A 13,080-nucleotide genomic window follows, 5' to 3' on the forward strand; every position below is an offset into this window, starting at 1 on the left:
GCACTCGTGGGGGAGGACGGCAGCCCCGACGATGACCGTATGGAACCCACCGAAGACCGCATGGAACCCACTGAACCCGCGGAACCGATCTCTCTCGGCAAGGCCCTCGCGTCCTTCGACGCCCTGTGGAGCCCCCGCATCGTCACCACCGTCAACGACTACGACGTCCGCGTCGCCAAGGTGGCGGGCGAGCACCTCTGGCACGCGCACGACGACACCGACGAGTTCTTCCTGGTGCTGGAAGGCGAGCTCCACATCGCCCTGCGCGAGCCGGCCGGTGAACGGACCGTCGTGCTGCCCAAGGGGTCGGTCTTCACCGTCCCGCGCGGGACCGAGCACAAGCCGATCGCCCCGGAAGGCGCCTCGATCCTGCTGCTCGAGCTGTCGGGGACCCTCACCGTGGGCGACCGCCACGACGAGGTCCCGGACCACGTGGACGCGACGACCGGACACGCTCTGGGCTGAGCCTGAGCGACTGACGCCGACGCCACACGCACCTACCGCCAGCGTGCGCGGTGGGCGCCCGGAGCACTCCGGGCGCCCACGCCCGGCCCGCCGCTTACCGGTAGCCCTCCCGTATGTCCGCGTCCCGATCGTCGTCGTACGAGCGGCGCGGTTCCTCCGGGGTGCCGTGGAGTTCGGGCATGTCCCTCGGCTCGCGCTCGTGCTCCTTGTGCGGGGCGTGCCTGTCGTTCTGGTACGCGGCGCGGTTGCGGGTGCCGGAGCCGCCGGTCTCGTGCGTCATGAAACTGCTCCTCGAAGTCGGCCCCCCTGCCTGCGTCGAATATCCCTCCACCACTGCCCGGACGCATCCGGTACAGGTGCGCTCACTCACGGTGGCGAAAGTTATCCACAGGCTTGCGAGGGCTGTTCGCGGAAAGTGGCACGCTTGATCCATGACCAACCCCGTAACCGGCACCGCCTCAGCTTCCGCGTCCCGCTCACCGCGCCGCGTCCGTGTCCGCGCCCCCGAGCTGACCGGCAAGGGCGGCTGGATCAACACAGGCGACAAGGAGCTCGGTCTCTCCCAGCTCCGAGGGCGCATCGTAATTGTTGATTTTTGGACCTTCTGCTGCGTGAACTGCCTCCACGTCCTGGACGAGCTTCGTGAGCTGGAGGAGAAGCACCGGGACACGGTCGTGGTCATAGGTGTCCACTCGCCCAAGTTCGTGCACGAGGCCGACCACCGGGCGGTCGTGGACGCGGTCGAGCGGTACGGCGTGGAGCATCCCGTCCTCGACGACCCGGAGCTCGCCACCTGGAAGCAGTACGCGGTGCGGGCGTGGCCCACGCTGGTGGTGATCGACCCCGAGGGCTACGTCGTCGCGCAACACGCCGGCGAGGGGCACGCGCACGCGATAGCGCGGCTGGTCGAGGAGCTGGAGGAGGAGCACGCGGCGAAGGGCACACTGCGCCGCGGCGACGGTCCGTACGTGGCCCCGGAGCCCGAACCCACGGTGCTGCGCTTCCCCGGCAAGGCGCTGCCGCTGCCGTCCGGCACCTTCCTGGTCAGCGACACCACCCGGCACCAGCTGGTGGAGCTGGCGGCGGACGGGGAGACCGTCGTGCGGCGCGTCGGCTCGGGCGCCCGGGGCTTCGCGGACGGTACGGGCGAGACGGCGAGCTTCAGCGAACCGCAGGGCCTGGCGCTGATGGCCGACGGCTCGGTCGTCGTCGCCGACACCGTCAACCACGCCCTGCGGCGCCTGGACCCGGCCACCGGCGAGGTCACCACCCTCGCGGGCACGGGACGCCAGTGGTGGCAGGGTTCGCCGACGTCCGGTCCCGCGCGCGAGGTGGACCTGTCGTCACCGTGGGACGTCGCGGTCTTCCAGGAGCGGGTGTGGATCGCCATGGCGGGCGTGCACCAGCTGTGGACGTACGACCCCGCCGAGGGCACCGTCGCGGTGGCGGCGGGCACGACCAACGAGGGGCTGGTCGACGGCCCGGGCCCGGAGGCCTGGTTCGCTCAGCCGTCGGGGCTCGCGGTGTCGGCGGACGGGGACCGGCTGTGGCTGGCCGACTCCGAGACGAGCGCCCTGCGCTGGGTCGACATCGAGGGCACCGTCCACACCGCCGTCGGCACGGGGCTCTTCGACTTCGGGCACCGTGACGGCGCCGCCGAACAGGCCCTGTTCCAGCATCCGTTGGGTGTGACGGCCCTGCCCGACGGCTCGGTCGCGGTCAGCGACACGTACAACCACGCCCTGCGCCGCTACGACCCGGCGACGGGCGAGGTGACGACGCTGGCCACGGATCTGCGGGAGCCGTCGGACGCGGTGCTGGACGGCGAGGACATCGTGGTCGTCGAGTCCGCTCGCCACCGGCTGACCCGGCTGCGCCTGCCGGAGGAGGCCGTGCGGGTCGAATCGGTCGCCCACCGAACCCAGCGCGCCGCCACCGACGTGGCGCCCGGCACGCTCCGCCTGGACGTCGTCTTCCAGGCCCCGAAGGGCCAGAAGCTGGACACCCGGTACGGCCCGTCGACCCGCCTCCTGGTCTCCTCCACCCCGCCCGAGCTGCTCCTGAAGGGCGACGGCGCGGACACGGACCTCTCCCGCACCGTCGAGCTCAACCCCTCCATACCGGAGGGCGTCCTGCACGTGTCGGCGATGGCCGCGTCCTGCGACGACGACCCATCGAACGAGTACCCGGCGTGCCACGTCCACCAGCAGGACTGGGGCGTGCCGGTCCGCGTCACCGAGGGTGGGGCGGACCGGCTGCCGCTGGTGCTGGCGGGGATGGACGACGACGCCTGATCAGGCGCGCGGAGTTCCTAGATACCGCCGTACTCGTCGCGGTGGTGCCGTTCCTCGCCGACCACCGGTGTCGTGGGCGGCACCACCACGCGCCTGCGCTTGGCGATGCTGCTGAACGTCGCGACCCCGATCAGGCCGACGATCATGAAGATGACGCCGACCAGGTCGAGGTTGACCCCCTGCATGTCCCAGTCGGTGGCGAAGGTGAGGATGGCCCCCACGGCGATCAGAATGATGCATCCGCCCAGGCCCATGAGTTCACTGCCTCCCTGTTCGGTCCGGTCCCTGCCGGACCCTCCGGTCGTTCCGGTCAACTCCGGGTACCCGGCAGGGCGGTGCCCATGCGGAGGCGGGCGGTCACGTAACGTCGACGTAGTCCTCACGGCCGGAACCGACCAGGTGGGAGCTGTTGGGGTAGAGGAGCACGGCGACCCAGGTGCCGTCCTTCTGGGCCGTGAGGCCCTTGCTGAAGGAGCCGTTGGAGCGGGTCGTGGCGTTGCCCATGTCGTACCAGGTGCTGGAGCCCTTCGGGCGGAAGAGGATCTTCACTTTCTGGTCGGCGTACGCCCTCCAGGCCGACGAGGTGTAGTGCTGCAGCGTGCCCTTCACCGTGATGGTGCGCCCCTTGCGGACGGGCTCCGGCGAGGCGTTGCCGTCGATGATCCGCGTCTTGGTGCGCTTGGCGTACTTCACCTCGCTGTAGGCCGGCTGCCAGCTGCGGTTGCCCGCGAAGTACGCCCGGTAGTAGCCCTTCGAGGGCGCGGCGAACGTGCCCTTGAACGGGTTGCCCTCCTCCGGGTCATGGCTGGTCGGGGCGACGGTCTTGAGGGTCTTCCAGTCCGTCCGGCCGTCCGCCGAGTACTGCAGCCGGATCTTGTCGTACTCCTCCGAGGGATGGCTCGACCCCGTGAACATGCGGCCCTTGGCGGTGAGTCGGGAGTACTTGTTCAGGGACACCGTGAAGCCGCCGATCGACGTCTCGCGGGCGACGTACACCTTGACCGTCTGCGTCGGGCTGGTGGCGAGATACGTGCCGCCGGCGACGTTGACCTCCACGGTGCCGGTCTGAGGCATCGCCAGGCTGCCCGAGAACCGCCCGTCCGCGCCGGTGACGGGCCGGTCCCGGACACCGCCGAACTCGGTCGACCACGCCTCGGACACCGTGGCCCCGGCCAGCGGTTGCCATGAGCCGCCGAGCAGCACTTCCGCGCGGCCGGAGATCTCGGCCGTGTCGCCCTCCTCGATGGCGAGTACGGGGTCGTCGAGAGTGACCCGGGTCTCGGCCCGCACCGGACGCACGGAGACAGTGGTCGCGTTCTGCGACATCGGTTCCCCGGCGCTGAGCCGCAGCCAGCTGCTGACGGTGCCGCCGTACTCGTACGTGTGCGTGTACGAGACGGAGAAGTCGCCCTCGGCGTCGGTCCGCGTGGTGCTGATGTCACCGAAGTTGGAGGTGTGCACGTCCACCTCGCCGTCGGCGGGCGTCGTCTCCCCGGTGCGCGGATCGGTGATCGTGTACCGGCCGGAGACGGACACCTGCTGATGGGTGTGGTCGGGCTGCTCGGGCGTGACCTGGTAGTCGGTGAGGTTCGCCGTGAGCCAGTACGCGAAGCCGTCGCTGTCCTCGGTCGTCGAGGTGTCCCCGTCGGCGTCCGTCAGGTCGACCACGATCCGGTAGGTGTCGAGATCGGCGAGCCGGAGCGGGCTCGTCGCCTTCCAGACGCCCTGCTGACCGGTGCCCGACTCCAGCGTGAAGTCCTCGACACGGGCGACCTCGGCGGCCCCCTCCGGGGCGTCGGGGGCGAACAGGTGCGCGGTGATCGATGTGATGGCGCTGTCGGACTGCGCGGACAGCTTCACCACACCGCTGGACGGCCCGTCGCTGCCGGCCCACACCAGCTTCGGCGCGACCGCGGCGCTCGCGGCCGGTACGGGGCCCAGCAGCAACCCCGCCGCGACCGACGCGCAGGCGAGCACCATGAACTGTCTTCTCATGCCGAGTCCCCCCACGAGACCGAGGAGCGATCCCCGGACGCGGAGATCGACACGCGCGCATCGTACGACGTGCGCGGGCTCACCGGCACGGGTCGGGCCGGAGGCCTCCGCCTCAGCCCTCCAGGAACGCCACCAGCGAGTTCGCCAGCAGGAACGGGTCGTCGGCGCCGCAGAGTTCGCGGACGCTGTGCATGGAGAGGATGGCGACGCCGATGTCGACGGTCTTGATGCCCTGGCGGGCGGCGGTGATGGGGCCGATGGTGGTGCCGCAGGGCATGGAGTTGTTGGAGACGAAGGACTGCAGCGGCACACCGGCCTTCTCACAGGCGGCGGCGAACACCGCACGGCCCGAACCGTCCGTGGCGTAGCGGTTGTTGACGTTCACCTTGAGGATGGGGCCGCCATTGGCGCGCGGGTGGTGCGTCGGGTCGTGCCGCTCGGCGTAGTTGGGGTGGACGGCGTGGCCCGTGTCGGAGGACAGACAGACGGTGCCGGCGAAGGATCTCGCCCGGTCCTCGTAGGAGCCGCCGCGGGCGAACACCGAGCGCTCCAGCACCGTACCGAGCAGCGGGCCGTCCGCTCCGGTGTCCGACTGGGAGCCGTTCTCCTCGTGGTCGAAGGCGGCGAGGACCGGGACGCAGGGCAGCTTCACGTCGCCGGCGGCCTCGGCGGTGGCGATCGCGGCGAGCGCCGCCGTGCCCGCGTGCACGGACAGCAGGTTGTCCATGCGGGGGCCCGCGACAAGCTCCTGGTCGCGACCGAGGTAGGCGGGTGCCTCGACGGAGTGCGTCATCAGGTCCCAGCCGGTGACCTCGCCGGCGGGCAGGCCCGCCTCGTGCTCCAGGAAGGCGATGAGGTCGCCGTCGCGGACGTCGTTCCCGAGGCCCCAGACCGGCTGCAGGTGGCGCTGCTTGTCGAGCTTGAGTCCCTCGGCCGACACGGAGCGGTCCAGGTGGATGGCGAGCTGGGGCACGCGGAGCAGCGGGCGGTCGATGTTCACCAGGCGCGTCGAGCCGTCGCGGAGGGAGAGGCGGCCGGCGAGGCCGAGGTCGCGGTCCAGCCAGGAGTTGAGCAGCGGGCCGCCGTAGATCTCGACGGCGACCTGGCGCCAGCCGTGCGCGCCGGTGTCGGGCAGCGGCTTCACCCTCAGGTTGGGGGAGTCGGTGTGCGCGCCGATGATGCGGAACGGGGTGTGCGGCTCGGCGCCCTCGGGGACGTACCAGGCGACGATCGCGCCACCGCGCAGTACGTACCGGCCGCCGGCCCCCCTGGCGGACGCCGCTGATGTGTCCGTGTCCCACGCGTCCGTCTCCGCGACCTGGCGGAAGCCCGCCTTCTCCAGCCGTTCGGCGGCGTTCGCCACGGCGTGGTACGGCGACGGACTCGCCGCCAGGAAGGTCATGAGGTCGTCGGTGTGGCCGCGATCGAAAGTGTGAGGGGCGCGCGAAGCGCTCCTTGGAGGGGCGGCGGCGGGAGACGGGTGGGGGCTCGTGCTGCTCATGGGGTTCACCTTAACGACGTACGAGGGCCCGCTCCCGGCGATGGGAGCGGGCCCTCGTAAGGGGGGTGTGGAGAGTCGGGCGGCTGAACGGACGGACAGGTTCCGTTCAGCCGCCCAACTCGGTCGGAAGGGGTAGCAACCGCCCTCGCATGGCCCGAGCGGCCCCGCGGGAACCGCTCAGAACGCGGCCTCGTCCAGCTCCATCAGGTCCAGCTCCACGCCCTCGGAGAGCTTGCGGGCGAGGGTCACACCGGGCAGGACGTTGGCCGCGAAGAACTTCGCCGCCGCGATCTTGCCGGTGTAGAAGGCCTTGTCCTTCGCGGGAGCGGAGGGCAGCTTCTCGGCCGCGACAGCGGCGCCCTTCAGGAGCAGGTAGCCGACGACCACGTCACCGGAGGCCAGCAGCAGGCGGGTGGTGTTGAGGCCGACCTTGTAGATGTTCTTGACGTCCTGCTCGGTGGCCGCGAGGTCGGTGAGCATCAGGCCGACGATGGCCTCCAGCTCGACGGCCGCCTTGGCCAGCTGGTCGCGGGCCGGGGCCAGCTCCTCGCCGCCCTCGCCGAGCGCCAGGAACTTCTTGATCTCCTCGGCGAGCGAGTTCAGCGCGGCGCCCTGGTTGCGGACGATCTTCCGGAAGAAGAAGTCCTGCCCCTGGATCGCGGTCGTGCCCTCGTAGAGGGTGTCGATCTTGGCGTCGCGGATGTACTGCTCGATCGGGTACTCCTGCAGGAAGCCGGAGCCGCCGAAGGTCTGCAGCGACTGGGCGAGCTGCTCGTAGCCCTTCTCGGAGCCGTAGCCCTTGACGATCGGCAGGAGCAGGTCGTTCAGCGCTTCGAGGGAGGAGGCGTCCTCGCCGGCGGCCTCCTTGACGGCGATCTCGTCCTGGACCGACGCGGTGTAGAGGACGAGGGCGCGCATGCCCTCCGCGTACGCCTTCTGCGTCATCAGCGAGCGGCGCACGTCCGGGTGGTGCGTGATGGTGACCTTGGGGGCGGTCTTGTCCATGAAGTTCGCCAGGTCGGGGCCCTGGACGCGCTCCTTGGCGTACTCCAGCGCGTTGAGGTAGCCCGTCGACAGCGTCGAGATCGCCTTCGTGCCGACCATCATGCGGGCGAACTCGATGATGCGGAACATCTGGCGGATGCCGTCGTGCCGGTCACCGATCAGCCAGCCCTTGGCCGGGTGGCGGTCGCCGAAGGTCATCTCGCAGGTGTTGGAGGCCTTCAGGCCCATCTTGTGCTCGACGTTCGTCGCGTACACGCCGTTGCGCTCGCCCAGCTCGCCCGTCTCGAAGTCGAACAGGTACTTCGGGACGAGGAAGAGGGACAGGCCCTTGGTGCCGGGAACGGCGCCCTCGGGGCGGGCCAGCACGTAGTGGAGGATGTTCTCCTCCATGTCGTGCTCACCGGAGGTGATGAAGCGCTTCACGCCCTCGATGTGCCAGGAGCCGTCCTCCTGCTGGATCGCCTTGGTGCGCCCGGCGCCCACGTCCGAACCGGCGTCCGGCTCGGTGAGCACCATGGTGGAGCCCCAGGTCTTGTCGACCGCGATCTGGGCGATCTTCTTCTGCTCCTCGGTGCCCTCCTCGAAGAGGATGCGTGCGAACGCCGGGCCGGAGGAGTACATCCACACGGCCGGGTTGGCGCCGAGGACCAGCTCCGCGAAGGACCAGATCAGGGACGGAGGGGCGGTCGTGCCGCCGATCTCCTCGGGCAGGCCGAGCCGCCAGTACTCGGAGTCCATGAAGGCCTTGTAGCTCTTCTTGAAGGACGCCGGGACCGGTGCGGTGTTGGTCTCCGGGTCGAATACGGGCGGGTTGCGGTCGGCGTCCGCGAAGGACTCGGCCAGCTCGTTCTCCGACAGGCGGGTGAGCTCCTCCAGGATGCTCTTGGCGGTGTCCGTGTCCATCTCCGCGAACGGGCCCGTGCCGTACAGCTTGTCGCGCCCGAGCACCTCGAAGAGGTTGAACTCGATGTCGCGGAGATTCGACTTGTAGTGCCCCATGGCGACGGCTCCGTAGAGAGAGTGGGCGAGGCACTGACTCCTCGCGTCCAGTTCACGTAGTTCGCATACCAACAAGTAGCACCGATGATGCTACCCGTCGGTAATAAGAAGCAACCCCGAGCGGGTCATCTGTGACTCGTTACTCTTTGCGGCATGTACGGCTACGACCAGACCGCGGGCCCTCAGCAGCAGTACGCCCCGCCGCCGCAGCAGCCGATGAACGGCGGATACGGGCAGCAGCCGCCGCTGTACCCCGAGCCGTCGCCGCCGTCGCTCGCGGACGCGGTGCGCGCCTTCACCACCGGGCAGATGTCCGCCGAGGACTTCCAGCAGGTCTTCGCGACATCCAAGGTCTACTGCCCGCGCGGTGACAACCCCGGCTTCCTCGCGCTGCACAACACCCAGCAGCCCGTGATCCCGATGTTCACCTCGCTCAAGGAGCTGCGCCGGTACGCCGGCAAGGAGTCCAAGTACTTCGTGATCACCGGCGCCGAGGTCATCGACCTGCTGCCCACCGGCTACGGCTTCGTGCTCGACATGGAGGGCGAGCACCGGATGGTCTTCGACGCGAAGGCGGTCGAACAGATGGTCGAGTTCGCGATGCGGCGCATGTACGGCTAGACGCCGTTGCCGGATGCCGTCGCATCGCCGACGGACAGCGCCTCTTCTGCGCCGGCTGACGCCCGGAGGGAATGCCCTCCGGGCGTTCTGTGTTGAGGCTGGCAGAAAGTTCAACAATCAACTAACCTGAGCGCACAAGGAGGTACCGACATGCCCGCAGTGACCGTCGAGAACCCGCTGACGCTGCCCCGCGTGGCCGCGCCGGCCGATGCCGTGGCACGTCCCGTGATCGGTGTGACGACCGCGCCGAGCGGGTTCGAGGGCGAGGGCTTCCCGGTGCGCAGGGCGTTCGCCGGGATCCACTACCGCCACCTCGACCCGTTCATCATGATGGACCAGATGGGCGAGGTGGAGTACGCGCCCGGGGAGCCGAAGGGCACCCCCTGGCACCCCCACCGCGGCTTCGAGACCGTCACGTACATCATCGACGGGGTCTTCGACCACCAGGACAGCCAGGGCGGTGGCGGCACCATCACCAACGGCGACACCCAGTGGATGACGGCGGGCGCGGGCCTGCTGCACATCGAGGCGCCGCCGGAGCACCTGGTCATGTCGGGCGGTCTCTTCCACGGCCTGCAGCTGTGGGTGAACCTCCCGGCCAAGGACAAGATGATGCCCCCGCGCTACCAGGACATCCGCGGCGGCAACGTCCAGCTGCTGACCACGCCCGACGGCGGCGCGCTGCTGCGGGTCATCGCCGGTGAGCTGGACGGGCACGCCGGTCCTGGCATCACGCACACGCCGATCACGATGATCCACGCGACGGTGGCGCCGGGCGCGGAGGTCACGCTGCCGTGGCGTGAGGACTTCAACGGCCTCGCGTACGTGCTGGCGGGCAAGGGCTCGGTCGGTGCCGAGCGCCGTCCGATCCACTTGGGGCAGACGGCCGTCTTCGGCGCCGGATCCTCGCTGACCGTCCGCGCGGACGAGAAGCAGGACTCGCACACGCCGGACCTGGAGGTCGTCCTTCTCGGCGGACAGCCGATCCGTGAGCCGATGGCCCACTACGGCCCGTTCGTGATGAACACCCGTGAGGAACTCCAGCAGGCGTTCGAGGACTTCCAGAAGGGGCGGCTGGGGACGATCCCCGCGGTGCACGGGATGTCGGAGAACGGAATCTGATCTCGGTCAGACCAGCGCGGAGCAGACCTGAGCAGAGCGGCCCCCTTCAACGACCGGGGGCCGCTCTGCTGTGTAGGCACAGGTGGCTGCCTTTCATCACTCGTCAACCACGGGCCTTGAGTTGCGAAATGCACTGATGAGGCGAAAAGTGGTTCATGTAACGCAAGTGCACTGTTGAGCCAAGCGGCTCCAGTGACCTTGGGCTGCCTCCGGGGGGCCAGCCCACAAGGGCAATTCACCCATGACACAGGCACCTGGATTCGTCATGCCCAGAAACGTCCGGCGACAGATCTCCCGCCTTGTCGGCACATCCTGCTTGGCTGCGGCGCTCGCCATTTCGACGGGCGTGACCGCCGGGGCAGCGCCTGATGCCACTCGTCATGTGACCGAAGCACAACCCACACCGCCGTCACCGGAGCCGACGGATACCCCGGAGCCGACCGATACCCCGGAGCCGACGGATACACCGGAACCGACGAAGCCGACCGATACCCCGGAGCCGACCGATACCCCGGAGCCGACGGATACACCGGAACCGACGAAGCCGACCGATACACCGGAACCGACGGAGCCGACCGATACGACGCACACAAGCGACCCAACGGATCCAGCGGAGCTGGGGGAGGAAATGGAGGATCAGATAACGGAACTGAACGCACCGACGGGTGTGAAGGAGAACCTTCAGGAAGCACTGACCATGACGCTGGAGGCAATCGATGACCTGGACACGACGTCGGGGGACCGGGCCAGGTTCGTCGGAATCCTGGAAGGGATGAACAAAACGCTGGAAGGTATCAACGACCCGAATACGACGCCGGAGGACCGGGACACATACATGAGAATCGTGGAGGGGCTGAGCGAATCGCTGATACTGAGCCTGGACCCGGCGACATCCTCGCAGGATCGGGCCAGGATCGCAAAGGCCCAATTTTTCACCGCCAAAGGTACGGGAGACCTCCAGAAGTCAAATCAACGATCGTACCATCCGGATGCCTTTGTATCGTTCAGCCAGGGACTGGTGTCCGTCCAGGACGAGCAGACGAGGCCGAAAGATTCGAAGGACCGAGCGAAGATCCAGAAGATCCTGGAGAAGTCCAGCAAAGCGGTGGTGACACTCCAAAATCCGAAGGCGTCGCCGAAGGAGCTGACCAAGGCAAGGAAACAGCTCACTACGCTGACCGGCTCCTCCTCCGGCCCGCCCGGCTCACTGCATAACTCGCAATACCTGGAATTCATCGAAGAGCTCGAAGGATACGAGGCACCTGAGGCCTGTATCGAGGTGGTAGAGAACCGGGCCCGTGAGATTGGCTGGCCAGACGGATCTCTCTGGGGTGTCTCTGATTCATCGTGTGCTGGAACGGTAGCCGAGGGCGCCAGGGACAGCGACAGCCGCTGGAATGCACTGTTTGAATGCGTGCAACGAAACAAATTCTCTTCGTGTGCGGTTCACGTCCCCAGTGACTGAAGGCGGAGCTGCCGGCCGACGTTCGCGAGGGCTGCGAACGGAGTAGCACCACGTGCGCGTCGCTCGTTCCAGGGCCGACTCTGGTCTGGTGAGCATCCGTCCATGGGTAATCGTGGAGCCTCCGGACAGCCGCGGCCTTCGTCAGGTCAGCATCAGCGGCGAGACCGTGGGCAGCGCCTGGTCGTTGCGAGAGTTGCGGGAGTTGCTCCGTCGCCTCGGTTATCCGGAAGACATGCGTATGGACGACCGGGCATCCATATACTGGCGCGGAGGGGGCAGTACCACGTGGCCTGACCGTGCCTGGAGGAGATACAGCATCATGGTCCTGATGCTGTCGGGACTGCTCGTTTCCATGGCGCTGAATTTCGTTATTGGTTTCCCAGATTTCCTCGGGGCGCTGACTTTCGCGCAACGACTGGCCGGAGCGTTGATCGTCTTTTCCGGTGTCGTGCAGGCGGTGGCAGCGCCCGCAGTGTTCGACTACTGGGGCAGGCGGCGGGGGAAGCTCTCCGGAGCACTCATTCTGATAGGGGTATTCATAGCGCTGGCCATCAGTGGCCTTCTTCTCTCCATTTGGCTCGAAGAGCGAGAATACACGCCTCACATGCTGGTGTTTCTTCCGCTCTTCTGCTGGTCCCTATGGGCGCTTCCGCTGCTCATTCGTGAGAAGCCGTGGAGAGGATTGCCCCTGCCCAAGACGTTTGCAGTCGGTGTGGCTGCCACAGCGTCACTCACTGCTCTCAGCTTGATTTATTCAATCCTGTACCAGCCTGCGGCAGCTCCTGTCCAGTTTCGCTTGGAGGCAAAATTTGAGAAGCCGCACGCAGACGACAAGGGTCCATTCGCGCACATACCATTGCGGCTCTACGTGAAAAACGCCGGGACGGTCCCGGCGTACATCGTCATGGATGACTACAAGGTTGAGGGCAGGCGGAGTGAACCGTTCAATGACGGCGACGGGGACATAATGCACGGCTGGAGAGAGGATATGGAAAGCGAAAGCGGGGAAGAGGACGCACAGCTTCACGTCAAGAAAATCATACACACTCCAATAAGTGTTGGGCAATTCCAGGGTCCCGGCAGCTGGTTGGTTCCTGGCGAGGAATACACCCGGCAGAAAATGATCCACGTGCCGAAGGGGGCCGACTACGACACCATAGAGGTCAGATTGGAGGTAGGGTACATGAGAAAGGATCGCAGCAGGCTTGGTTCCGAGTTCGGGGTCCCCAAATACTCGTGGAGCAAGAGTGCGGGTCCGCACTACTGCCCGGCGAACAAGTGCGGCGAATATCTCATCTATCAAGGGCGAGTGAAGCATAACAACAACCTTGTGAATGTGACGCGCAAAGACCGCTATGTGACCGCGATCTGGAGTCCGATGCGCTACGACTTCTTCATTTCTTCATTCCGTAGTGATGCGGCGCTGAGCAAGGCGGAACTAAGGGAACTCATTGAGGAAAGCGAAAGGGAGCAAAGGAGGTACGGAATCACCTGGGTCGAGGCCAACGCGGTGATGTCTTTTGCAGAAGTGCTGGGCCGGTCGTCGACGTGAAGGGACACGATTCGGTCCAGATGCACCCGGCCCAGGGCTTCGGCGTAGTTGCATGACGTCC

The 13,080-nt window shown here is 67.4% G+C and carries 11 protein-coding genes; 6 read left to right on the top strand and 5 right to left on the bottom strand.

All coding sequences use genetic code 11. The annotated features are described in order from the left end of the window. The first annotated feature begins 39 nt into the window (after window positions 1-39). Complete coding sequence (locus ACZ49J_RS08930) at window positions 40-465, top strand: cupin domain-containing protein (RefSeq protein ID WP_467446845.1); 426 nt, start codon at window positions 40-42, stop codon at window positions 463-465. Window positions 466-559: 94 nt separating this feature from the next. Here ACZ49J_RS08930 and ACZ49J_RS08935 read toward each other — a convergent pair whose 3' ends face one another. After that, window positions 560-745 carry a hypothetical protein gene (locus ACZ49J_RS08935; RefSeq protein WP_467446846.1) on the bottom strand — a complete coding sequence of 62 codons (186 nt, stop codon included), beginning with the start codon at window positions 743-745 and terminating at the stop codon, window positions 560-562. A 151-nt stretch (window positions 746-896) separates the two neighbouring features. On the opposite strand from ACZ49J_RS08935, the gene ACZ49J_RS08940 reads away from it, so the two are divergent. After that, window positions 897-2,759 carry an NHL domain-containing thioredoxin family protein gene (locus ACZ49J_RS08940; protein WP_467446847.1) on the top strand — a complete coding sequence of 621 codons (1,863 nt, stop codon included), beginning with the start codon at window positions 897-899 and terminating at the stop codon, window positions 2,757-2,759. Window positions 2,760-2,776: 17 nt separating this feature from the next. Here ACZ49J_RS08940 and ACZ49J_RS08945 read toward each other — a convergent pair whose 3' ends face one another. From ACZ49J_RS08945 to ACZ49J_RS08960, 4 genes are all read right to left on the bottom strand, one after another. Continuing rightward, the gene (locus tag ACZ49J_RS08945; RefSeq protein WP_467446849.1) at window positions 2,777-3,013 is read right to left on the bottom strand and encodes a DUF6458 family protein; all 237 of its coding nucleotides are present in this window, start codon (window positions 3,011-3,013) and stop codon (window positions 2,777-2,779) included. 103 nt (window positions 3,014-3,116) lie between these two features. Then, entirely contained in the window at window positions 3,117-4,754 is a 1,638-nt protein-coding gene (locus ACZ49J_RS08950; protein ID WP_467446851.1) for a hypothetical protein, read from the bottom strand. Between the two features lie 112 nt (window positions 4,755-4,866). After that, window positions 4,867-6,255, bottom strand: coding sequence for a M18 family aminopeptidase (locus tag ACZ49J_RS08955; protein WP_467446852.1), 1,389 nt, complete (start codon window positions 6,253-6,255; stop codon window positions 4,867-4,869). A 177-nt stretch (window positions 6,256-6,432) separates the two neighbouring features. Beyond that, window positions 6,433-8,259, bottom strand: coding sequence for an acyl-CoA dehydrogenase (locus ACZ49J_RS08960; RefSeq protein WP_467446853.1), 1,827 nt, complete (start codon window positions 8,257-8,259; stop codon window positions 6,433-6,435). A 153-nt stretch (window positions 8,260-8,412) separates the two neighbouring features. Here ACZ49J_RS08960 and ACZ49J_RS08965 point away from each other — a divergent pair, with 153 nt between their 5' ends. The 4 genes from ACZ49J_RS08965 (at window position 8,413) to ACZ49J_RS08980 (ending at window position 13,019) form a co-directional block, all read left to right on the top strand. Next, window positions 8,413-8,880, top strand: coding sequence for an SseB family protein (locus ACZ49J_RS08965; protein WP_467446854.1), 468 nt, complete (start codon window positions 8,413-8,415; stop codon window positions 8,878-8,880). A gap of 150 nt (window positions 8,881-9,030) precedes the next feature. Continuing rightward, window positions 9,031-10,002, top strand: coding sequence for a pirin family protein (locus ACZ49J_RS08970; protein WP_467446856.1), 972 nt, complete (start codon window positions 9,031-9,033; stop codon window positions 10,000-10,002). A gap of 265 nt (window positions 10,003-10,267) precedes the next feature. Next, a complete protein-coding gene (locus ACZ49J_RS08975; RefSeq protein WP_467446858.1) occupies window positions 10,268-11,467 on the top strand; it encodes a hypothetical protein in 1,200 nt (399 codons plus the stop codon). A gap of 319 nt (window positions 11,468-11,786) precedes the next feature. Beyond that, window positions 11,787-13,019 (top strand): hypothetical protein, encoded by a 1,233-nt coding sequence (locus tag ACZ49J_RS08980; protein ID WP_467446859.1) that lies wholly within the window; start codon window positions 11,787-11,789, stop codon window positions 13,017-13,019. Window positions 13,020-13,080: the final 61 nt, after the last annotated feature.

The organism is Streptomyces sp. NPDC030840, assembly GCF_055572015.1.

Coding starts and splice junctions, on each gene's coding strand:
- ACZ49J_RS08945 (WP_467446849.1), bottom strand. CDS start 3,013: ATGGGCCTGGGCGGATGCATCATTCTGATCGCCGTGGGGGCCATCCTC.
- ACZ49J_RS08950 (WP_467446851.1), bottom strand. CDS start 4,754: ATGAGAAGACAGTTCATGGTGCTCGCCTGCGCGTCGGTCGCGGCGGGG.
- ACZ49J_RS08960 (WP_467446853.1), bottom strand. CDS start 8,259: ATGGGGCACTACAAGTCGAATCTCCGCGACATCGAGTTCAACCTCTTC.
- ACZ49J_RS08975 (WP_467446858.1), top strand. CDS start 10,268: ATGCCCAGAAACGTCCGGCGACAGATCTCCCGCCTTGTCGGCACATCC.
- ACZ49J_RS08965 (WP_467446854.1), top strand. CDS start 8,413: ATGTACGGCTACGACCAGACCGCGGGCCCTCAGCAGCAGTACGCCCCG.
- ACZ49J_RS08935 (WP_467446846.1), bottom strand. CDS start 745: ATGACGCACGAGACCGGCGGCTCCGGCACCCGCAACCGCGCCGCGTAC.
- ACZ49J_RS08970 (WP_467446856.1), top strand. CDS start 9,031: ATGCCCGCAGTGACCGTCGAGAACCCGCTGACGCTGCCCCGCGTGGCC.
- ACZ49J_RS08940 (WP_467446847.1), top strand. CDS start 897: ATGACCAACCCCGTAACCGGCACCGCCTCAGCTTCCGCGTCCCGCTCA.
- ACZ49J_RS08955 (WP_467446852.1), bottom strand. CDS start 6,255: ATGAGCAGCACGAGCCCCCACCCGTCTCCCGCCGCCGCCCCTCCAAGG.
- ACZ49J_RS08930 (WP_467446845.1), top strand. CDS start 40: ATGGAACCCACCGAAGACCGCATGGAACCCACTGAACCCGCGGAACCG.
- ACZ49J_RS08980 (WP_467446859.1), top strand. CDS start 11,787: ATGGTCCTGATGCTGTCGGGACTGCTCGTTTCCATGGCGCTGAATTTC.